Genomic DNA, 19,242 nt, shown 5'->3' on the forward strand with positions numbered 1-19,242 from the left:
GTCGGTCCTGTCTCACTGCGCTTCGGGCAACGCGCTGGACGGCGCACCATACTTGATCTGGCGATATTCGGGATACCATTTGGTGAAACAGATCGCGCTGTTGCGGGCGGCGAAGGCAACCGCAAGGCCCAGCCAGACCGGCAGGCCGGGGAAGTAGAGCAGCACGATGTTGGCCGCCATCATCAGCACGGCGGCCACTGTCCAGGCAGCGGTGATGATGTAGTTGGCGGTGAGAAAGCCCGGCATCGCCGCGGTCTCGGCCGGAACGTTCTCGATCGCGTATTGCAGCGTGAACGGCCGGCGCGCCAGCAAGGAGCCGAGCGAGATCACGAAGATGCCGATGTCGACCGAGAGCTTGACGGCCAGCACGCTCAGTGTCGGATCGGCGAGCGCGAGGTAGAGGCCGATGCCTGCGAACAGGATCGCGGAGCCCGCAGCCAGGATCTTCACCGAGCGGCCGCGCGCCACATCGAGCGCGATCGTGGCGAGACAGATCGCGCATCCCGCGAACACGGCGATCTTGACCGAGGTCATGAACATCAGGACGGTGTAGACGCCGTAGGGGGCAAGGATCAGGAAGATCGTCATGGTCGCCTCGGTCGCACAAATCTTTACGGTGTAAAGATGAATAAGTCAGCGCGGCGACTGGGTCAAGCAAAATCTTTACAGTGTCAAAATGACGTGAATGACATGTAAAAACTGAACGGTTGCAATGGCTTGATCGGCTATTTCATCGGCGAAACTGGCCCAGGGCAGGCGCGACAGGATGGTCAGCGCACAAATGATCAGGAGGCCGATGGTGATGACGATGCTGCCGCTGCGGCAGATCGCGAACCGCAGCGAGCCCGGCGTTGCGTACATCCCGATCGGGTGCAGCAGCCGCGACAGCACCAGCGCACCCATCAGCGCATGCACGCGCGAGGTCGACGCGCCGGACATTTCCAGCAGTGCGACCATCAGCGTGATGATCGGAACGTATTCCATGAAGTTGCCATGGGCGCGGATCGCGCAGCGCAGGTGTTCGTTGCCGCCATCGCTGAAGGGCGCCTTGCTGCTCCGTCGCAGCCGGATGACCTCGAGCGCGAGCGCGGCGTAGATCAGCGCCAGGACGGCGAGATAGTTCGCCGTGATCGAAGGCATGTGCATGCGAGATCTCCCTGGCAACGCATCACGGGCCTGGGGTGGGAGCTAGGCCGCTCCCACCCAATTGCCGTGGAATCCGTCGGGCACGCGATGGCCGAGCTGCACCAGCGCGGCGGGGCCGGCTTCGATGTCGGTGGCGTTGAACACGGCAAGGTCGCTGCGGTTCTCCCGCGCGCGCCAGACCACCGCCAGCAGCCAGCCGTCGCCTTCCGCAGCATTCTTCGATCGCTCGACGAAGACAGGCTCGGAGATGGTGTCGCCGGCGGGCAGCAGATATTGGCCGAGCCGCCTTCCATCGCCGTCGACATGGACGATCCCGGACAGAACGCCGAACATCGGCGTCTTCGGATTGGCGCAGGCGTACCAGCCGTGACGGCTCTTCAAGCCGGCGCGGCGATCGTCGATGCGCGGGAATTCGCCGGTGAGATCGTCGAGATAGGTCTGTTGGAAGCGGTCGGTGTTGCCCGCGAGATCGAAGCTCCAGCGGCAGTGGCGCGCAAAGGCCTTCTCGGGATTGGTCGGACGCCCGTCAGGGTGCGGAAACAACGGAGCCACATCGAACTGCATGACGTCGGCGACGATGCGACCGCCGTCCTCCCACGCGTTCATGACGTGGAAAACGTAGCAGGCCTCGCCACGAAACCAGACAATCTCGTCTGCCGTGCCGTTGCGCTTCATGACGCCGACATAGGCGCCCTTGTCCGGCTCCCAGGCGTAGGGCGGCTTGCCGCTCATCGCGCGCTCCATGCTGCCGGTGAGTGGCAGGATCGGAAACAGCACGTGATTTTCGGTCACGATGAAATCATGCACCATGCTGGCATAGGGCGTTTCAAAGCGCTCGAAACGCGTCACCCTGCCGGCGGCATCGATTGATCCATAGGAAAGGGCAGACGTCAGCGGCCCCGCCGCATTGTAGCCGAAGAACACCAGCTCGCCCGTGACCGGATCGAGCTTCGGGTGCGCGGTGAAAGGGCCGGCGATGCGGCCTTGATAGTTGCAGTAGCCGCGTGTGGCCAGCGAGCCCGGTTCGATCTCGGTCGGCAGGTGGAACTCCTCCAGCGCGAGCAGCTTGCCGGCATGAAAGACGATGTTGGTGTTGGCCACGCCGCCGTCGGTGAGGTGGGCCGGCGCATCCGGCAGCTTGCGGCCAAAGCCGCCGAACAGCGCGCGGCCGGCATCGTGCTCGGCGAGCCATTTTGCCGTGCGGACCCAGCGGTTGCGGTAGGAGGCGCGGCCGTTCTCGAGGTGGAAGGCGTGCAGCATGCCGTCTCCGACGAACCAGTGCGCGCCGGGGGAATCGAACTGCGGATTGGGACCGTTGCGATAGAGCGTGCCGTTCAGCTCGCGCGGCAATTCGCCGACGATCCTGAGGAAAGGCGCATCGGCCTCAAACGGAATCGGCGCGATATTGTTGCGGCGCTCGGTGACGGCGTCCTGCTGCACGGCGTATCCCTCCTTATCTTTACATCGTAAAGATGGCATAGGGCCAAGCGCGACTTCCGTCAAGTGAAATCTTTACACTGTCAATATTGCGTCATATAGCTTGCAAATGGCCAAAAGCATTACCAAAGGCGAAACGGCGCGGAGCCCGCGCAGCCCCAGGAAGACATCACCGGCATCTCGTCCTGCCCGCCGCCCGGCAGCTGCAAAGACCGAGACGCCCTATCACCACGGCGCCTTGCGCGAGGCGCTGCTTCAGGCCGCCGAGCGGGTGCTGGAGCGCGACGGGCTCGCCGGCTTGACGCTGCGCGCGGTGGCGCGTGAGGCCGGCGTGTCGCACGCGGCGCCGACCCATCATTTCGGCGACCTCACCGGCCTCGTCAGCGAACTGGCGGCGATCGGCTTCCGCCAGTTCAATGCTGCGATGGCCTCGTCCAGTGACGCGGCCACCTCGCCGCTGGAGCGCGCCCTCGCGAGGCCCAAGGCCTATGTCGCCTATGCCCAGGCCCATCCCGGCATGTACGGCCTGATGTTCCGCACCGAGCGGCTCGACTATTCCAGGCCCTCGCTGCACGAGGCCGCGGAATCGTCTTTCGCCGGACTTGCCAATGCGATCGGCGCGATGCGGCAGGAGCCGATCAGCGGCAAAGCGCTGACCATCGAGCAGGGCGCCGCGATCGCGCGGGCCTGGTCGATGGTGCATGGATTCACCATGCTGCTACTCGACGGGCGGCTCGAGGATATTCTGGAGCGGTTGCCGGCAGGTACAACGGCCGAGCAATTGCTGGAAGCGATCCTGAAATCGACGGTTGCCGCGAAGCTGCCAGCCTGATGTGACAGGTATCGTGACGTCGCCTCCATCCTGCGGAACTCGATCAATCGCCATCTTCACTGTGGGCAAGTTCACTGTGGGCAAGCATCGAACGCGGTCTTGATGGACCTGACAGCCGCGCGGAATCGTTCTAGAAGAGCGTCTTCGCTTGGGCATACGGCCCTGTTCGCGTCCACCTTTCCTATCGATCATGCCAGCCATCGCTCCCCGCAAAGCCTATCGCGTCGGCCGTTCCAAGACCGGACTCGGCCTCTTCGCCACCATGCCGATCAAGAAGGGCACCCGGATCATCCGATATTACGGACCGATCCTGGACTCGCGGATTCCGGCGCATGACGCGATCGAGAACAAATATCTGTTCGAGCTCAACAACCGCTGGACCATTGACGGCTCGGTGCGAAAGAACCTTGCGCGCTATATCAACCACTCCTGCCGGCCCAACGCCGAGTCCGACGTGCGTCCGCGCGAGCGCAAGGTGTTCATCCGGGCCATCAAGAACATCGAGCCCGGCGACGAGATCAACTATGATTATGGCACCGACTATTTCAAAGCCTACCTGAAGCCGATCGGCTGCAAGTGCCCGTCCTGCGAGGCCAAGCGCAAGAAGCAGCGTGCCGAAGCGCGTGCCGAGCGCGCCAAGGTGAAGGCGCGCGCCGAGCGCAAGGCGCAGAAGGCAAGCCCGAAAGCGGCCACGGCGAAAAAGAAGAAGCTGAACGGCAAGCATTTTGCCGGCAAGGTCGGCCGGGCGAAAGCGTGACGTCCGTTCAGCCGAGACGTCGGTCTCGCTGCATCAGGCAGGGACCTAAGCGGCCATCTGCTCCAACGTAGCGATCAGTTCCGCCGGACGAACGGGTTTGCTGAAAAATCTGCCTCCGTCTGGAATGACGACGTCCGCTGAAGCGACTTGTCCTGATACGAGAATGATTGCGACGGGCGGCCAGCGGCGACGTACCAGCGCGACAAGTGCCATCCCATCCATTCCGGGCGGCATGTCAATGTCGCTGAGGATGATGCTGATGTCGGATCGGTTCTCCAGGATCTGGATGGCCTGTGTCGCGTTTGCCGCCTCCAGGGTGGGAAAGCCGGCTTCCTCGACCATATCGACCGTATTCATTCGCAGCAGAGGCTCGTCCTCGACTACCAGCACCATGGGCTTACGCGTTTGCACTGAGCCTCCTTAACCTTCCAGGTCAGCAAGGAGTGTTGCGAAGGTCGCCTCGAAGCCCGAAGCATGATAAGCAAGTTGAGCGCCTCCTGTTCCTCCAAGTCCCATTTTTAGCAGTCGCGTGCCGAAACCCCGGAGTGTCGGCGCCGTCACCGCAGGCCCTCCGACCTCGCGCCAATCCAGGTGAAATGTCGGACCAGCTTCCTCGTCCTCGACTTTCCAGCTTAGCGCGACCCGCCCGGCGTCATTGGAAAGTGCACCATATTTCAGGGCGTTCGTTGTCAGTTCGTGCAGGACCAGGGACAGGGACTGCGTCGCCCGGGAACCGAGCGCCACTGTCTGCCCCGAGATGTCGAAACGCGCGATATCAGCGAACGCGCAAACCGTGGATTCGACGATGGTTCCAACGCTAGCCGAACCCCAGTTCTGCCGAAGCAGGACGTCATGGGCCAGACTGAGCGCCATCAACCGATCCGAGAAGGCCTTGACCGGTTCTTGCTCCGGGATGGTTCTGAGCGTTTGCGAGGCGATGGCTTGCACCAGCGCCATGGTGTTCTTCATGCGGTGGCTGAGTTCATGATTGAGGAATCGCTGCTGAGTCTCGGCCCGAATCCGTGCGATTTCGGCCTCGACCCGGTCGGCGATATTGCGCAGATAAACCAGCGTTTCGGGCGGCCAGGTCCGCGGTTGCTTCGCATGGACGATCAGGATCCCGGTCGTACGTCCGCGGTCGATGACGGGCACATTGACCACCGAGCGAATGTCGAGACTCAAAAGCCTTTCGGCATGATCCGCCGTGATCGGATCGTTCAGGACATCGGGAACGATCAAAGCGTCACCTTCGAGTAGGCCGCGTTGAAGATCGTGACCATAGTCGGCCAGGCGATGACGTCCGGCAGCCGATGCGATGCCTGAGCCTGTCCAGTCGGGCTCCACATCGACAAATTCACCGGAACTGTCGAAATGTCCGAATGCGGCGCGATCGACTTTCAGGCTTTCGCCGATGATCGCCGTCGCCGAGCGGGTGACATCGCCGATGGTGAGCGCATTGCGCAGCCGGTCGCCGATGTTCAGGAGGCCGTTGCGGCGGGTCTCCGCGTCCTTCTCCGCAGCCAGCAGCGTGTCGCGCTCGGCGAGCGCCCTGCGCAACTCCAGCTGGCTCATCACCTGACGCGCCAGGTTTCGCAGCGCCCCGGCCTGCGCTTCCGTCAATCCACCGGGCCTCGGCTCGGTATCGATTGCGCACAGGCTGCCAAGCACGTGGCTTTGGGCCGTTCGCAACGGCGCGCCAGCATAAAATCGGATGAAAGGGGCGCCCTGAACGAGTGGATTGTCACGGGTTCGGACGTCGAGCGTGAGATCGGGAATGACCAGCAAATCAGGCTCGATCAGGGCATGTGCGCACACCGAGCTGTTCAGATCGGTCTCGCAATCGCCGATCCCGACCCTGGCCTTGAACCATTGTCGATTGTCCGCCACGAGGCTGACCAGCGCGACCGGAACGTTGCAGAGCTGCGCCGTGAGATCGACGATGTCGTCGAATCCGCGCTCGGGTGGCGTGTCGAGAATATCGAACTGCGCCAACGCCTGGAGCCTGTCGCGGTCAAAGGTATAGTCCGGGGCGCCCACCAAAACTCAAAACTCCAATGAGGAAGTCTCAACCTTCCTGCCGAGCTTCTGGTTCCCAAGCGGAGCACAGGCCCACTTTGAGGATCCTCAAGCCTCAATCCAGCAGGCACGGAACTATTGCCCGACCGAAGGAAACGCCCTGTCAAGCCGCGCGCGTCAAAATATTCGTATTGACCGAAATTGACCATTGAAAGCAAACGACATCGCTCCTTATTCCGTCATTGCGAGCGTAGCGAAGCAATCCAGAATCCCTGTGCGGACAGAGTCTGGATTGCTTCGCTGCGCTCGCAATGACGAAGTTGATGCAGCGCCTTCAAAGATGGCTGACCGTCGTCCTTCGAGGCTCGCTACGCGAGCGCCTCAATGACGGAGCTCTCACTTCACGCAGCCACCGCACTCCCGCTCTTCCGCAGGCCCACATATTGCAGCTCGGCGAACACGCCGGTCGCAATCGCCTGCGCGCCGACCATGAGCTCGCCGGCGAGATTCGGCGCCACCGCGCCCGAGAACAGAAGCGCAATGCTGCCGACCGTCCAGGCGGCGTTGCCAACCACGACCAGCAGCACGAGCGGCTTTGGCACCGCCTTTCGCGAAGCGAGCCAGCCGACCAGCGCGGTGTAGGCGATCAGGAACAGGCCGGTTTCGCGCAGCAGCGCCTCGGGCAGATTGAACAGTGCCGCGAACGCGCCGGCGCCGAAGGTGAAGCCGAGTGCGGCAACGCCGCTGAAGACGGCGTCCGCAAGCAGGGCGCGGCGAAGGAAGGTCGATGTGTCGATCATCGTCATTCTCCTTGGTTGGTTGGACGCGGGGTCAACTCAATGCAGTTCGCGCCACCAGGCGCGGAGCAGGTGTGCAAGGCGGAACACGCCGAGGCTTCTGCCAACGCTGTGTTCGAAGGCCGTGACACGCGCGACGACATAGTCGCCGGTCGTATGCACCAGTGGCTCGGGCATGTTGAGCCCGCGCGCCAGCATCCTGGTCGCGAAAGTCACGGCCCAGGGCAGGATGTGGTCGACGACGGTCCGGTAGAGCAGCAACGCGATCATGGTCATCTCCTGTCGCGACCGAAGATGCGCTGGCCCGCGACCCAATTCGATTACCTCGGGGGTAATGGAAGGGCCGAAAAGCGCGTGATAGGTTTTCCATCATGAACGCACATGCATCCACGGCACGCGCCGAACCCAGCCAGCCGGTCCATATCGGCGACCATTTGCGCGAATGGCGGCAGCGCCGCCGCATGAGCCAGCTCGACCTCGCGGGCGAGGCGGAGATTTCCGCGCGGCATCTGAGCTTCGTCGAGACCGGCCGGGCCACGCCCTCGCGCGACATGGTGCTGCGGCTCGCCGAGCGCCTCGATGTGCCCTTGCGCGAACGCAACGTGCTGCTGGTTGCCGCAGGCTTCGCGCCGGCCTTTCCGCAGCGTCCGCTGGAGGATCCAGCCCTGACGTCAGCGCGGCAGGCGATCGACCTCGTCCTCAAAGCCCACGAGCCCAATCCGGCGCTGGCCTATGACCGGCACTGGAACCTGGTTTCCGCTAATCGAATGGTGGCGCCGCTGCTCGCCGGCATCCCGGAGCGGCTGTTGGGCCAGCCCCTGAACGTCTTGCGGCTCGCCTTTCATCCGGAAGGACTGGCGCCGCGCACGGTCAATCTCGCGGAATGGTGCGCGCATCTGCTGGAGCGTTTGCACCGGCAATGCGAGGCGACGGCCGATCCTGAATTGATCAAGCTTTATCACGACCTCAAGAGCTATCCGATCCCGGCGCGGGCGGGGCCGCTGTCGGGCGATAACGTCGCGATCCCGTTCAAGCTGCGCCAGGACGGGGAGATCCTGAGTTTCTTCTCCACCACCATGGTGTTCGGCACGCCGGTGGACATCACGCTGTCGGAGCTGGCTCTGGAGACGTTCTTTCCGGCCGACGAGCGCACCGCGGAGCGGCTCAGGCAGATGGCCGCAGCCATCAGCTAGCGCCCGTCGCTGCACCCTTGCCTCGGGGCAGGTTCGGCTTATGTTTGGGCGAACCCGTCCCCATCCGAAGGAGGCGCTCCATGAGCACCCTCAAGCCGCTCCAGATCGATGTCGTCTCCGACGTGGTGTGCCCCTGGTGCTATATCGGCAAGCACCGGATCGAGAGCGCGCTGGCGCTGGTGCCCGATGTGCCGGTGAAGCTGAACTTCCGCCCGTTTTTCCTCAATCCCTGGGTGCCGCGTGAGGGCATCAGCCGCGAGGATTACCTGACGACCAAATTCGGCTCGGTCGAGGCCTATAAGGGCATTGCCGGCCGCGTGGTCGCCGCGGCGAGCGAAGAGGGCCTCGTCTACAAGCCGGAGCTGGTCGCGCGCCAGCCCAATACGACCGACTGCCACCGCCTCATCCTGTGGGCCGAAGCGATCGGTAAGGCGCCCGAGATGAAGCAACGCCTGATGGAGCTCTATTTCCGCGACGGCGGCGATCTCACCGACGTCAATGTGCTGGTCCAGGCGGCCGCCGATGTCGGCCTCGATGCCGACGACGTGCGCAGGCGCCTCGCCACCGACGAGGATGTCGCGCGCGTGTCGGCCGATGCACAGGAGGCCGCCGAGAAGGGTATCTCCGGCGTGCCGACCTACGTCTTCGCCCAGAAATATGCTGTGTCCGGCGCGCAGGATCCGAACCTGCTCGCCCGCGCCATCCGCCAGGTCTCGGCGGAGATCAACGCGCAAGCGGCGGAGTAGTGCGCGCCCGTCTGCGGAGCCGGTGGATCGCCTGACGCGCTGCGTCGCGCGCAACGCCGCGTGCGATCAATGCCGCATGGATGAGTGCCACCATCGGATCATTCCGTCGTAGCGGGATCAGCACGTCGCCGATCGCAATTCGCCCGCGCCAGATCGGATTGATCATGGGATGGTCGGCGCTCGCGGTGGAATCAGCACTCGCGATGAAGGGATCGGCGCAGAGATGGCGCGTCAGATCGAGCGTGAGCTGCACGCCCGGTGAATATTTCGCGAACCGCTCGTCGATGCCGAGCTTGAAGAAGAACGCGCGATCCTGGTGGCGCAGCACGATGCCGGCTGCCACCGGCGTCGCACCGGCACGCAGCGTCACGATCTCGCACTGCGCGGTCTCGGCGAGCGCAGGCACCGCGCGGCGGATGAAAGTCGCATCGCCCGCGTCCTGGACCAACGCGGTGCCGCGCCGGCCCTTCCAGCCGCTCGCTTCGAGTTGGAGGAACGTTTCGAGCGCGGACTTGATCTCGCCGACCTTGCGCGCAATGTCGAAGCTGATCGCGCCGTGCTCCTCCAACCGATGACGCTGGCGGCGCAGCTCCTTGACCTTCTTGGCACCGAGAGCTTGGTGCAGCAGCTCGTCGCCATCCCGTGTCGCATCGAGACAGGCGCGGATATAGGAGGAGAGCACGCGTGGCGTCAGGCCAGTCCGGCCAAGCGCTGTCTTGATCGACATCATCGCGGCGCCGTCGAGCGCGACGTCGCGCAGGATCAGCGCATGTGCACCGGCCGCGCGCGCCCGCTGCAGGAGGCCCGTCGCTGCCTCGACCGACGCGTCGCGGTCGAGCAGCGGGCTGCACAGCGTGCCATAGGGATGCGCGCTCACCAGCGCGGGCAGGGGGATCTTCCAGGCTCGCCAGAGCGAGACCACCGGCATCAAGCCGATCAGCCGCGTCGAGGAGCCCGCGCAGGCGGTCAAGGCCGAGGCACCTGTGCGGTCGCGCGCGGTTGCGCTGACGGCAAGCTCCCAGGCGGGCAAATAATAGCCGTTCGGCTCGGCCACGCGCTGCGCCAGTGCGCGCCATTGACTGGGCTCGATGGCCGTGAGGGGGGCGAGCGCGGGCATTGCATCCTTCGTCGATGCCGGATTGATCGCAGCCTGGTGCGCGATGTCGACCACGTCCCGTCGTCCCCGTTCACGCCAGCCAGAAGCCGGCGTTATCAGGTCATGCTTAGCGCAAAGATTGGAAAATACCGTTGGGACGCCGCTTCAATTCGAGTCGTATTGTTAACGTTTGATTGAGCATACGGAGGCCCGACAACGGGTGCCGACGTCACTGGTCACCCGGTATGAAGTGATCGCGGGCGCTTGCCTTTCCGCCGCCGGCGGTGTCCGCGATGGCGATATCGATGTCGCGCGGCGTCTTCGGCAGATGGGCCGGGTCGACCTGCACCGACAGGCGGACCTCGCGGGTCTGATCCTGCCCGACCTCGACGACCGGCTTGTCGCCGGGGCCGGCTGCGATGCCGGCGATGCGAATGGTCGCGCCCGGCAGGCCGGACACATCGAGCGCGAACGATCGCGCTGCGCCCTTGTTGAGAAGGCGCACGACGTAGTCATTGCGCACGCCGCCGTCCGAGAGCTGAACGAACAGCGGATTGCGCTCGTGCAGAACATTGACGTCCATCGTTGCGCGCGTGGCGAGCGTATAGAGCATGACTGTGCCGACGATGCCGATGGCTGCGGCATAGATCAGCGTGCGCGGGCGCACGACGCGGTAGATCGGCGCCTTGCCGTCGCGGCGCCGCTGCATGTTGATGTCGGTGTCGTAGCCGATCAGGCCTGCGGGCCGGCCGATCTCGCGCATGACGTTGTCGCAGGCGTCGATGCAGAGGCCGCACTGGATGCAGCCGAGCTGGATGCCGTTGCGGATGTCGACCCCGGTCGGACAGACATTGATGCACTGGTGACAGTCGACGCAATCGCCGGCGAGTTCACCATGGGTCCGGGCGGCTTCGGCCTTCTTCACCGACATGCGCGGTTCGCCGCGATCGCGACGATAGGTGACGTTGAGCGCCCATTCGTCGGTCAGCGCCGCCTGGATGCGCGGCCAGGGGCACATGTAGATGCAGACCTGCTCGCGGGCGTGGCCGGCGAAGAGATAGGTCGTTGCGGTCAGGATGCCGATCCACAGGTAAGCGATGAACGGAGCCTGAAAGGTGGCGAGATCCTTCACCAGCGTCGGTGCGTCGGCGAAATACAGCACCCAGGCGCCGCCGGTCCACCAGGCGATCATGATCCAGAGAAAGTGCTTCAGCGCAACCTTGCGGATGTGATCGAGCGTCCAGTAGCGCTTGTCGCCCTGCATGCGCTCGCGCCGGTCGCCCTCGACCCAGCGCTCCACCGCGTAGAACAGGTCGGTCCACACCGTCTGCGGACACATGTAGCCGCACCACAACCGGCCCGCGACCGCATTCATCAGGAACAGCGTCATCGCCGCAATGATGAGGAGCCCGGTGAAATAATAGACCTCCTGCGGCCACAGCTCGATGAAGAAGAAATAGAAGCGCCGATGCGGCAGGTCGATCAGCACCGCCTGGTCGGGCAGGCCGGGCCCGCGGTTCCAGCGCAAGAAGGGAAGCAGATAATAGGTCCCGAGCGTGACGCAGAGGATGGTCCATTTGATGCGGCGGAAAGGACCGTGGACCGACTGCGGATAGACCTTCCTGCGCTTTTCGTAGAGCGGGCCTTCGATGATGGTGTCGTCGGTCATGGCAAATTCCCCCGCATTACAGGCGGCGTCGCTGCGCGTTACGAAAACGCGCAACCGCCGCGCAGGCCGAGCTTCTTGAAGACCATCGCGGCCGGGCAGAAGCCGGTGAACGAGGCTTGAATCATGTTCAGCCCGGCTAAGGCGGTCAGAAGGTACCAATACGCGTTTACATAGGTGCCGAGCGCAAGTCCGAGCAGGACGACGAATCCTGCGAAGGCGAGAACGGCTTTGTCGACATTCATGGCATGCTCCTCTTCAGATACGGCGACGTTACGAACGGGTCAGGTTGGCTTCGGTCCACGCGATGATGCCGCGTGCATCCATGGCTCCGGAATGGCGGGCGATTTCGCGGCCGCCACGCATCAGCAGCAGCGTCGGAATTCCGCTGATGTTGAGCCGCGGCGACAGCGTCGGCGCGCTGTCCGAATTCAGCTTCAGCAGCCGGACGCCGGGCTCGAGCGCCTGCGCCGCGCGCTCGAACATCGGTGCCATGGCGCGGCACGGTCCGCACCACGGCGCCCATACGTCGACCAGCACGGGAATGTCGCTGGCGGCGACATGGCGTCCAAAGGCCTCTTCATTCACTTCGATCGGATGGCCGGTGAAGATCGGTTGGTGACAGGCGCCGCATCGCGCTGCTTCAGGCGCGCGCTCGGCGGGCAGGCGATTCTTGCGCCCGCAATGTCCACAGACGACCTGGCGTGTCGTGCTCATGTGCCCGTTCGAACCTCCTTGATCTTGGCGATGTTCAGTCTGTCGAGCACGAAACGCTCGTAGAACGGTTCGCTCTCGCCGCGCCGCATCTTGCGGAGGAAATATTTCTCGAAGGCGACCTTGGCGTAGTGCACCCACTCGCCCTTGGAGGACCAATTGACGTTGCGCGGCGGAATCTGCGGCTGCGCGAGGAATGCGACGCCGGAATCGCCGAAGTCGGCGAGGCAAATCGCGTTCCAGGTCGGCTGCGCGGTCGGCGTCTGGCCGCGGAGCAGAGCGCCGATGTTCATCGCTGTCGCCGTCACCATGGATTCGATCATGAAGCCGGTCTTGGGAACGCCGACCGGCACCGGCGTCGCGCCGACGGGCGCGATCGCGACGCAGACTCCGACGGCGAAGACATTGGGGAAGGTCGGGTTCTGCTGATGCTTGTCGACGATGACGAAGCCGCGGGGGTTGGTCAGCTTCTCGATGCCGCGGACAGCCTCGACGCCGCGAAAGGCCGGCAGCATCATCGAATAGGCAAAAGGCAGATCGTGCGCCTTGTGTGCCGTGCCGTTGTCGGCCAGTTCCTCCACCGACATCAAGCCGGGGCTGATGTTGTCGACACGTGCGTTCGTGATCCACTTGATGTGCTTCTCGCGCATCTCGCTTTCGAGAAGACCCTTGGTGTCGCCGACGCCGTCGAGACCGAGGTGGCCGATATAAGGCTCCGAGGTGACGAACGTCATCGGGACCCTGTCGCGCAGCTTTCGCCGACGCAGTTCGGTTTCGAGGATGAACAGGAATTCGTAGGCCGGCCCGAAACAGGAAGCTCCCTGGACCGCGCCGATGACGACGGGGCCGGGGTTTGCGGCGAGGATTTCGAACGCTTCCTTCGCGTGCGTCGCATGATCGACATGGCAGATGGACTGCGTGTAGCCCTGAGGTCCAAGCCCCGGGATTTCGTCGAAAGCGAGCTCGGGACCGGTTGCGACGACCAGATAGTCGTACTGGATGGACGTTCCGTCGCCGAGCTCGACCCGGTTTTCGGCAGGGTGGACCAGCTTTGCGCCTTGCGTCAGCAGGCGCACGCCCTTGCGCGACATGATCTCGCTGAGATTGATCTCGATCTCGTCTCGCTTGCGCCAGCCGACCGCGACCCACGGATTCGAGGGCACGAAATGATAGGTCGCGCCCTGTGCGACCAAGGTCAAGCGATCACCACTTCTCAACTGGGGCAGTAATTCATAGGCCATCAGTGTTCCGCTCAGGCCGGCGCCGACTACGATCACTTCCGCCATGGGTTCCTCCGTTGGATCAGGCTGCTCCACCGGTTGAACTCCGGCTGTCGTGCAGGTCTTGACTATATATTCATATTATCGTATATACGCAAGTATGAAAATAAACAGCGAGATCATGGAGCGCGCCGCCGACCAAGCGAGCGAATTGCTGAAGGCGCTCTCCAACCGTCACCGCCTCCTCATCATCTGCCAGCTGATCGACGGCGAACGATCTGTCGGCGAGTTGGCGGAGTTCCTGAGTCTGCGGGACTCCACGGTCTCCCAGCATCTTGCGCTCCTTCGCAAGGATGGCCTGGTGTCCTCGAGGCGGGATGCGCAGACGATCTTCTATTCGATCGCCAGCGAGCCGGCGCGCGAAGTCCTGAAGACGCTCTACCAGGTGTTCTGCGCACCGAAGTCCGCAAGGACGAAATGAAGTCTAGGAGGTGGCGGACGGGCGCGCCTTGCGCGAGATCAACGCGCCTGTCTTCGATGTCGATGAAATGAGAGGGGCACCGCGACGCGGTGTGAGCAAGCCGATGACGACAGGGATCCGTCCCGTGCAATATTTGGCGCGATGTCTTGGGCTTCTGGTTGCGTTGTTGGCGATCGACGCGTCGCCACGATACGCCGCGGCTGCGGGAACGCACACCGTTGCGCAGCAGCCGATCACCGACGAGAAGGCGGTCTTCGCCACCGTCGAAAGCATCAGTGTGGTGCCCGCACGCGGCCGCATCGGCGGAACCGTCGTCCAGCTCTCGGTACGCGAGGGCGATCGCGTCACCGCCGGCCAGGCCATTGCCGCCATCGGCGACGAAAAGCTCGTGCTGCAGATGAAGTCGCTCGATGCGCAGATCGAGGCGCTCCAGGCGCAGGCGAGCCAGGCGCAGCTCGATTTCACCCGAACGGAGGGTTTGGTCGAGCGCGGTATCCTGCCGCGGGTCAAGCTCGACGAGCAGCGTACCGCGCTCAATGTCGCAGACAACGGCTTGCGCGCCAGGACCGCAGAGCGTGCCGTCCTCAAGGAACAGCTCAACCAGGGCCAGGTTCTCGCGCCGGCGGACGGGCGCGTGCTCAAGCGGCTGATCACCGTGGGGTCGGTCGTGCTGGCCGGCGATCCGGTCGTGACGCTGGCCCAGCAGAACTTCAAGCTGCGGCTGCGCGTGCCGGAGCGACATGCGCGCTTCCTGAAGGCCGGCGACAAGGTGCGCGTCGACGGTGCCGAGCTCGCGGGCGAGGCTTCGAAATGGGGCGTGATCGACCTCGTCTATCCGCAGATCGAGGAGGGGCGCGTGATCGCGGATGCGACCGTCGAGGGGCTGGGTGAATATTTCGTCGGCGATCGCCTGCGGGTCTGGATTTCCGGCGGCACCCGCCCGGCCTTCGTGGTTCCCTCGAGCTATGTAACGACCCGGTTCGGCATCGACTACGTTTGGCTCCAGAAGGGGGGCGACAAGATTGAGGTGCCGGTACAGCGCGGCCGCGAGATGCCGACGCCGGCGCTGCCCGACGGTCTGGAGATTCTGTCCGGCATCGGGATCGGCGACCAGCTGGTGCAGCCGTGAATCTCGGACTTTCGGGACGGTTGACCAGGTCGACGATCGCATCGCCGCTGGCGCCTTTGTTCCTGCTCGCTTCGCTCGTTGTTGGGTTGATCGCGGTCGTGGTGATCCCGCGTGAGGAGGAACCGCAGATCAGCGTTCCCATGGTGGATATCCGCATCAATGCCGATGGCTTGCGCGGGCCGGATGCGGTGGAGCTGGTGACAAAACCGCTGGAGTCGATCGTCAAGGGCATCGACGGAGTTGAGCACGTCTATAGCCAGACCGAGGACGACCGCGTCATGGTCACCGCGCGCTTCCTGGTGGGCACCAAGTTCGAGGACGCGATCCTGCGGGTGCATGAAAAGATCCGCGCCAATCTGGATCGGATTCCCGTCGGCATTTCCGAGCCGCTGATCGTCGGCAGGGGCATCAATGACGTCGCCGTGACGGTACTGACGCTATCCCCCAAGCCGGAAGCCGCCGAACGCTGGACCGAGAAGGATCTCTATGAGCTCGCCGACAAGCTGCGTGCGGAGCTGATGAAAGTCGACGATATCGGCTTGACCTACATTTCAGGCGGCGCGGCGCAACAGATCCGGGTCGAACCAGATCCCGAGAAGCTGTCGCTGTTCGGCGTCACGCTGCAGCAGCTCGTGGCCAAGGTCAAAGACGCCAACCGCTCTTTCCTGGCGGGGCAGGTCAGAGATGCCGGCATCGTGCGGAGCGTCGCGGCCGGCCAGACGCTGTCCGGCGTGCCCGACATCGGATTGCTGCTCATCACAAGCCGTGACGGCCGGCCAGTCTACGTCAAGGACGTTGCCTCCGTCGTCGTCGGTCCGAGCACCATCGAACATCGGGTCTGGACGGACACGCGAGACGCCGGCGGGCGGTGGGCACGGACGCCGGCGGTCAGCCTGGCGCTGGCCAAGCGCGCCGGCGCCAACGCGGTCGTCGTGTCCGAGAATATTGCCAAGCGCCTCGACGGACTGAAGGCCCGCCTGATCCCCGACGATGTCCAGGTGACGGTGACGCGCGACTATGGTGAGACGGCGAATGAGAAAGCCAACGAGTTGCTGTTCCATCTCGGCCTCGCGACGCTCTCGATCGTCGTCCTGATTGCGATCGCGATCGGTTGGCGCGAGGCTCTGGTGACTCTCGTCGTCATTCCGACGACGATCCTGCTCACGATGTTCGCCGCCAACCTGATGGGCTACACCATCAATCGCGTCAGCCTGTTCGCGCTGATCTTCTCGATCGGCATTCTCGTCGACGACGCCATTGTCGTCGTCGAGAACATCGCGCGGCACTGGGGCATGCGCGACGGCCGGCCGCGCTTGCAGGCGACCGTCGAGGCGGTGGCGGAAGTCGGCAACCCAACCATCGTCGCCACGTTGACAGTGGTCGCCGCGCTGTTGCCGATGCTGTTCGTGTCGGGCCTGATGGGCCCCTATATGGCGCCGATCCCGGCCAACGCCTCGGCAGCCATGTTGTTCTCCTTCTTCGTCGCGATGGTCGTGGCGCCATGGCTGATGCTCAAGCTCGCGCCAAAAGGCGACACTACGCCGGCGCATGCAGTCCACGACGAGGGTCGGCTCGGTCGAATCTACCGGCGGTTCGCCACGCCAATCGTGCGGAGCAAGCGGTCGGCCTGGGTATTTCTGCTCGGCGTCGGCATTGCGACGCTGTTGTCGACGATGCTGTTCGCGACCAAGTCGGTGACGGTCAAGCTTCTGCCATTCGACAACAAATCCGAGATCGCGGTGGTCGTCGACCTGCCGGAAGGAGCGAGCCTGGAAGCGACTGAGCGCACGCTGTTCGGTGCGGCGATGATCGCGCGGCAATTGCCGGAGGTCACCTCGCTGCAATCTTACGCCGGCACGCCGGCTCCCTTCAACTTCAACGGCCTGGTGCGGCACTACTACTTGCGGGAAAGACCCGAGCTCGGCGAAGTGCAGGTCAACCTGACAGCGCGCGGCGAACGCAAGCGAGCGAGCCACGAGATCGCGCTTGAGCTGCGCGAGAAACTGAAGGCGCTCGATCCGCCCAAGGGCACCAGCATCAAGGTGGTCGAAGTGCCGCCGGGACCGCCGGTGCTTTCCACGCTGCTTGCCGAGGTCTACGGTCCCGATGCGGCCACGCGCCGCGCTGTTACCGCCGAGCTCAAGAAGGTGTTCGCGGAAGTGCCGTTCATCGTCGATGTCGACGATTCCATCGGCGAGAAGCGCCCACGGCTGCGACTCTCGATCGATCAGGACCGGCTTGAATTCTTCGGCGTCGAGCAGCGCGACGTCTACGATACCGTCCAGGCGCTGTTCGGCGGCATCTCGATCGGCTATTCGCATCGCGGCGAGGACCGCAACCCGATCGAGATCGCGGTGCATCTGGGGAAGCGCGACCTGGTCTGGGATGAGGCATTGGCCTCCACGCCCGTGCCGGCCAATACGCTGCCTGGCAGCAAAACGGTGGTCGAGCTCGGCCAGGTCGTGAAGGCGACCATGGAAGAGGGCTCGCCGACGATCTTCCGCCGCGACGGCCGCTTCGCCGACATGGTCATGGCCGAGCTTGCCGGGCGCTTCGAGGCGCCGCTCTACGGCATGCTCGCGGTGGCCGATCGTGTGGAGGCCCATGACTGGGGCGTGCTGCCGAAACCGGCGATCGCCCTGCATGGTCAACCGTCCGACGAGTCGCGGCCGACGCTGCTGTGGGACGGCGAATGGGAGATCACATGGGTGACCTTCCGCGACATGGGGGCAGCGTTTGGCGCAGCGATTCTCGGCATCTACGTGCTGGTCGTTGCCCAGTTCAGGAGTTTTCGTCTGCCGCTGGTGATCCTGACGCCGATCCCGCTAACGCTGATCGGCATCCTGATCGGGCATTGGCTGTTGGGCGCGCCGTTCACCGCGACTTCGATGATCGGTTTCATCGCGCTCGCGGGTATCATCGTGCGCAACTCGATCCTGCTGGTCGACTTCATCAGGCATAGCGGCGGAGACGGCAAGTCCCTCCGCGACGTGGTGCTGGAGGCGGGCGCTGTCCGCTTCAAGCCAATCCTGCTCACCGCCATTGCGGCCATGATCGGCGCGGCGACGATCCTGCTAGATCCGATCTTTCAGGGATTGGCGATCTCGCTTCTGTTTGGGCTCGCGTCGTCGACGCTGCTCACCGTTCTGGTGATACCCGCAATCTATATCGCCTTGCGCGCGCCGCACGAGGCGTCACCGACCACAGCCAAGCTCAGCTAGCGAGGATCCGATGGACAAGAACTATGTCGACATCACCAGGAATATCTCAGCCAACTTGAAGAAGCTGCGCAACGACATCCCAGACACGATGAAGGGATTTGCCGCGCTCGCCCAGGCGGCCACGCGTGACGGAGCGCTGGACAAGAAGACCAAGGAGCTGATTGCGCTCGCGCTCGGCGTTGCCGCGCATTGCGACGGTTGCATAGGGTTTCATACCGAAGCGCTGGTCAAGCTCGCTGCGACGCGCGAAGAGGTCGAGGAAGCGCTTGGCATGGCCGTCTATATGGGAGGCGGGCCATCGCTGATGTATGCCGCGGACGCGATCGCGGCCTACGAGCAGTTCCGCCAGCAGGCGGTCGCGGCCTGACGCATATGAACAGGACCGGGCGAGCGATCTCGTCCGGTCCCGTCCGTCATGATGTGCTGCTCACCATCGGTCTCCGCCGACACCGACGCCCACGCTGACGCCGGGTGCGCGAATGCCTACGCCGGCACGCGGACCATCGTCCCAGTCGTGATCGCGATAGGTGCGGCGTTCGTAATATCGCTCGCGCGGCATCGCGTCATAGGAGTCGCGCACGATCACGCGCGCGCCGCCACGGGTACGATAGCAATTGCCGGCGTCCTCGCAGACGAGCCGGACCTCCTGAACGAGATCGCGGCTGGCGTACTCGCTGGTCGTGTACAGATCCCCGGCCTTCGCGCCGCTCGCCGCAGCGAGAGCTCCGACACCGGCCAGCAGTGCAATCGTGAACGTCCTCATTCTGTCCTCCTCCGAGCTGCCCTCTGCG

General features: G+C 64.0%; 21 protein-coding genes. 8 read left to right on the forward strand and 13 right to left on the reverse strand.

The features are described from left to right. Positions 1-12: 12 nt before the first annotated feature. From JQ621_RS32425 to JQ621_RS32435, 3 genes are all read right to left on the reverse strand, one after another. Positions 13-588 carry a hypothetical protein gene (locus JQ621_RS32425; protein ID WP_212241042.1) on the reverse strand — a complete coding sequence of 192 codons (576 nt, stop codon included), beginning with the start codon at positions 586-588 and terminating at the stop codon, positions 13-15. Positions 589-663: 75 nt separating this feature from the next. Further along, entirely contained in the window at positions 664-1,146 is a 483-nt protein-coding gene (locus JQ621_RS32430; RefSeq protein ID WP_212241044.1) for an MAPEG family protein, read from the reverse strand. Between the two features lie 42 nt (positions 1,147-1,188). Then, positions 1,189-2,586, reverse strand: coding sequence for a carotenoid oxygenase family protein (locus JQ621_RS32435; RefSeq protein ID WP_212241046.1), 1,398 nt, complete (start codon positions 2,584-2,586; stop codon positions 1,189-1,191). Positions 2,587-2,692: 106 nt separating this feature from the next. Between JQ621_RS32435 and JQ621_RS32440 the strand changes: the two genes are divergently transcribed. Both JQ621_RS32440 and JQ621_RS32445 read left to right on the forward strand, forming a co-directional pair. Further along, positions 2,693-3,415, forward strand: a complete 723-nt coding sequence (locus JQ621_RS32440; RefSeq protein ID WP_212241048.1) for a TetR/AcrR family transcriptional regulator — start codon at positions 2,693-2,695, stop codon at positions 3,413-3,415. 190 nt (positions 3,416-3,605) lie between these two features. Then, positions 3,606-4,172 carry an SET domain-containing protein gene (locus JQ621_RS32445; protein ID WP_212241050.1) on the forward strand — a complete coding sequence of 189 codons (567 nt, stop codon included), beginning with the start codon at positions 3,606-3,608 and terminating at the stop codon, positions 4,170-4,172. A gap of 45 nt (positions 4,173-4,217) precedes the next feature. On the opposite strand, the gene JQ621_RS32450 is transcribed toward JQ621_RS32445, so the two are convergent. The 4 genes from JQ621_RS32450 to JQ621_RS32465 form a co-directional block, all read right to left on the reverse strand. Beyond that, on the reverse strand, positions 4,218-4,583 hold the full coding sequence (locus JQ621_RS32450) for a response regulator (RefSeq protein WP_312015466.1): 366 nt from the start codon (positions 4,581-4,583) through the stop codon (positions 4,218-4,220). A gap of 9 nt (positions 4,584-4,592) precedes the next feature. Continuing rightward, the gene (locus JQ621_RS32455; protein WP_312015468.1) at positions 4,593-6,209 is read right to left on the reverse strand and encodes a GAF domain-containing protein; all 1,617 of its coding nucleotides are present in this window, start codon (positions 6,207-6,209) and stop codon (positions 4,593-4,595) included. A 380-nt stretch (positions 6,210-6,589) separates the two neighbouring features. Next, complete coding sequence (locus JQ621_RS32460) at positions 6,590-6,988, reverse strand: hypothetical protein (protein ID WP_212241054.1); 399 nt, start codon at positions 6,986-6,988, stop codon at positions 6,590-6,592. Between the two features lie 36 nt (positions 6,989-7,024). Continuing rightward, entirely contained in the window at positions 7,025-7,255 is a 231-nt protein-coding gene (locus JQ621_RS32465) for a hypothetical protein (protein WP_212241056.1), read from the reverse strand. 101 nt (positions 7,256-7,356) lie between these two features. On the opposite strand from JQ621_RS32465, the gene JQ621_RS32470 reads away from it, so the two are divergent. Both JQ621_RS32470 and JQ621_RS32475 read left to right on the forward strand, forming a co-directional pair. Beyond that, on the forward strand, positions 7,357-8,178 hold the full coding sequence (locus JQ621_RS32470; protein WP_212241058.1) for a helix-turn-helix domain-containing protein: 822 nt from the start codon (positions 7,357-7,359) through the stop codon (positions 8,176-8,178). 80 nt (positions 8,179-8,258) lie between these two features. Further along, positions 8,259-8,924, forward strand: coding sequence for a DsbA family oxidoreductase (locus tag JQ621_RS32475; RefSeq protein ID WP_212241060.1), 666 nt, complete (start codon positions 8,259-8,261; stop codon positions 8,922-8,924). On the opposite strand, the gene JQ621_RS32480 is transcribed toward JQ621_RS32475, so the two are convergent. The 5 genes from JQ621_RS32480 to JQ621_RS32500 all read right to left on the reverse strand — a co-directional run bounded on the left by JQ621_RS32480 (position 8,902) and on the right by JQ621_RS32500 (position 13,686). Next, positions 8,902-10,095: a GNAT family N-acetyltransferase gene (locus JQ621_RS32480; protein WP_212241062.1), complete on the reverse strand. Its 1,194-nt coding sequence runs from the start codon at positions 10,093-10,095 to the stop codon at positions 8,902-8,904. The genes JQ621_RS32475 and JQ621_RS32480 overlap by 23 nt on opposite strands. A gap of 154 nt (positions 10,096-10,249) precedes the next feature. Beyond that, complete coding sequence (ccoG, locus tag JQ621_RS32485) at positions 10,250-11,689, reverse strand: cytochrome c oxidase accessory protein CcoG (protein ID WP_212241064.1); 1,440 nt, start codon at positions 11,687-11,689, stop codon at positions 10,250-10,252. Positions 11,690-11,727: 38 nt separating this feature from the next. Continuing rightward, entirely contained in the window at positions 11,728-11,931 is a 204-nt protein-coding gene (locus JQ621_RS32490) for a YgaP family membrane protein (protein ID WP_212241066.1), read from the reverse strand. Between the two features lie 28 nt (positions 11,932-11,959). Further along, the gene (trxC, locus tag JQ621_RS32495; RefSeq protein ID WP_212241067.1) at positions 11,960-12,403 is read right to left on the reverse strand and encodes a thioredoxin TrxC; all 444 of its coding nucleotides are present in this window, start codon (positions 12,401-12,403) and stop codon (positions 11,960-11,962) included. Continuing rightward, positions 12,400-13,686, reverse strand: coding sequence for an NAD(P)/FAD-dependent oxidoreductase (locus tag JQ621_RS32500; protein ID WP_212241068.1), 1,287 nt, complete (start codon positions 13,684-13,686; stop codon positions 12,400-12,402). The genes trxC and JQ621_RS32500 overlap by 4 nt, the downstream gene beginning before the upstream one ends. Positions 13,687-13,780: 94 nt before the next feature. Here JQ621_RS32500 and JQ621_RS32505 point away from each other — a divergent pair, with 94 nt between their 5' ends. From JQ621_RS32505 to JQ621_RS32520, 4 genes are all read left to right on the forward strand, one after another. Continuing rightward, a complete protein-coding gene (locus JQ621_RS32505; RefSeq protein WP_212241069.1) occupies positions 13,781-14,101 on the forward strand; it encodes an ArsR/SmtB family transcription factor in 321 nt (106 codons plus the stop codon). Positions 14,102-14,204: 103 nt separating this feature from the next. Continuing rightward, entirely contained in the window at positions 14,205-15,230 is a 1,026-nt protein-coding gene (locus tag JQ621_RS32510; protein WP_212241070.1) for an efflux RND transporter periplasmic adaptor subunit, read from the forward strand. Further along, the gene (locus JQ621_RS32515) at positions 15,227-18,451 is read left to right on the forward strand and encodes an efflux RND transporter permease subunit (protein WP_212241071.1); all 3,225 of its coding nucleotides are present in this window, start codon (positions 15,227-15,229) and stop codon (positions 18,449-18,451) included. Before JQ621_RS32510 ends, JQ621_RS32515 begins: the two co-directional genes overlap by 4 nt. 10 nt (positions 18,452-18,461) lie before the next feature. After that, a complete protein-coding gene (locus JQ621_RS32520) occupies positions 18,462-18,818 on the forward strand; it encodes a carboxymuconolactone decarboxylase family protein (protein ID WP_212241072.1) in 357 nt (118 codons plus the stop codon). A gap of 60 nt (positions 18,819-18,878) precedes the next feature. On the opposite strand, the gene JQ621_RS32525 is transcribed toward JQ621_RS32520, so the two are convergent. Then, a complete protein-coding gene (locus tag JQ621_RS32525) occupies positions 18,879-19,214 on the reverse strand; it encodes a hypothetical protein (protein WP_212241073.1) in 336 nt (111 codons plus the stop codon). Positions 19,215-19,242 lie beyond the last annotated feature (28 nt).

Source organism: Bradyrhizobium manausense (assembly GCF_018129685.1).
Taxonomy (GTDB): Bacteria; Pseudomonadota; Alphaproteobacteria; order Rhizobiales; family Xanthobacteraceae; genus Bradyrhizobium; species Bradyrhizobium manausense_D.

What these genes read in the sequence shown, in the direction of transcription:
- JQ621_RS32460 (WP_212241054.1), bottom strand. Translation starts at nt 6,988, where the DNA reads ATGATCGACACATCGACCTTCCTTCGCCGCGCCCTGCTTGCGGACGCC.
- JQ621_RS32465 (WP_212241056.1), bottom strand. Translation starts at nt 7,255, where the DNA reads ATGATCGCGTTGCTGCTCTACCGGACCGTCGTCGACCACATCCTGCCC.
- ccoG (WP_212241064.1), bottom strand. Translation starts at nt 11,689, where the DNA reads ATGACCGACGACACCATCATCGAAGGCCCGCTCTACGAAAAGCGCAGG.
- JQ621_RS32445 (WP_212241050.1), top strand. Translation starts at nt 3,606, where the DNA reads ATGCCAGCCATCGCTCCCCGCAAAGCCTATCGCGTCGGCCGTTCCAAG.
- JQ621_RS32430 (WP_212241044.1), bottom strand. Translation starts at nt 1,146, where the DNA reads ATGCACATGCCTTCGATCACGGCGAACTATCTCGCCGTCCTGGCGCTG.
- JQ621_RS32510 (WP_212241070.1), top strand. Translation starts at nt 14,205, where the DNA reads ATGACGACAGGGATCCGTCCCGTGCAATATTTGGCGCGATGTCTTGGG.
- JQ621_RS32525 (WP_212241073.1), bottom strand. Translation starts at nt 19,214, where the DNA reads ATGAGGACGTTCACGATTGCACTGCTGGCCGGTGTCGGAGCTCTCGCT.
- JQ621_RS32500 (WP_212241068.1), bottom strand. Translation starts at nt 13,686, where the DNA reads ATGGCGGAAGTGATCGTAGTCGGCGCCGGCCTGAGCGGAACACTGATG.
- trxC (WP_212241067.1), bottom strand. Translation starts at nt 12,403, where the DNA reads ATGAGCACGACACGCCAGGTCGTCTGTGGACATTGCGGGCGCAAGAAT.
- JQ621_RS32475 (WP_212241060.1), top strand. Translation starts at nt 8,259, where the DNA reads ATGAGCACCCTCAAGCCGCTCCAGATCGATGTCGTCTCCGACGTGGTG.
- JQ621_RS32440 (WP_212241048.1), top strand. Translation starts at nt 2,693, where the DNA reads ATGGCCAAAAGCATTACCAAAGGCGAAACGGCGCGGAGCCCGCGCAGC.
- JQ621_RS32505 (WP_212241069.1), top strand. Translation starts at nt 13,781, where the DNA reads ATGAAAATAAACAGCGAGATCATGGAGCGCGCCGCCGACCAAGCGAGC.
- JQ621_RS32425 (WP_212241042.1), bottom strand. Translation starts at nt 588, where the DNA reads ATGACGATCTTCCTGATCCTTGCCCCCTACGGCGTCTACACCGTCCTG.
- JQ621_RS32470 (WP_212241058.1), top strand. Translation starts at nt 7,357, where the DNA reads ATGAACGCACATGCATCCACGGCACGCGCCGAACCCAGCCAGCCGGTC.
- JQ621_RS32490 (WP_212241066.1), bottom strand. Translation starts at nt 11,931, where the DNA reads ATGAATGTCGACAAAGCCGTTCTCGCCTTCGCAGGATTCGTCGTCCTG.
- JQ621_RS32520 (WP_212241072.1), top strand. Translation starts at nt 18,462, where the DNA reads ATGGACAAGAACTATGTCGACATCACCAGGAATATCTCAGCCAACTTG.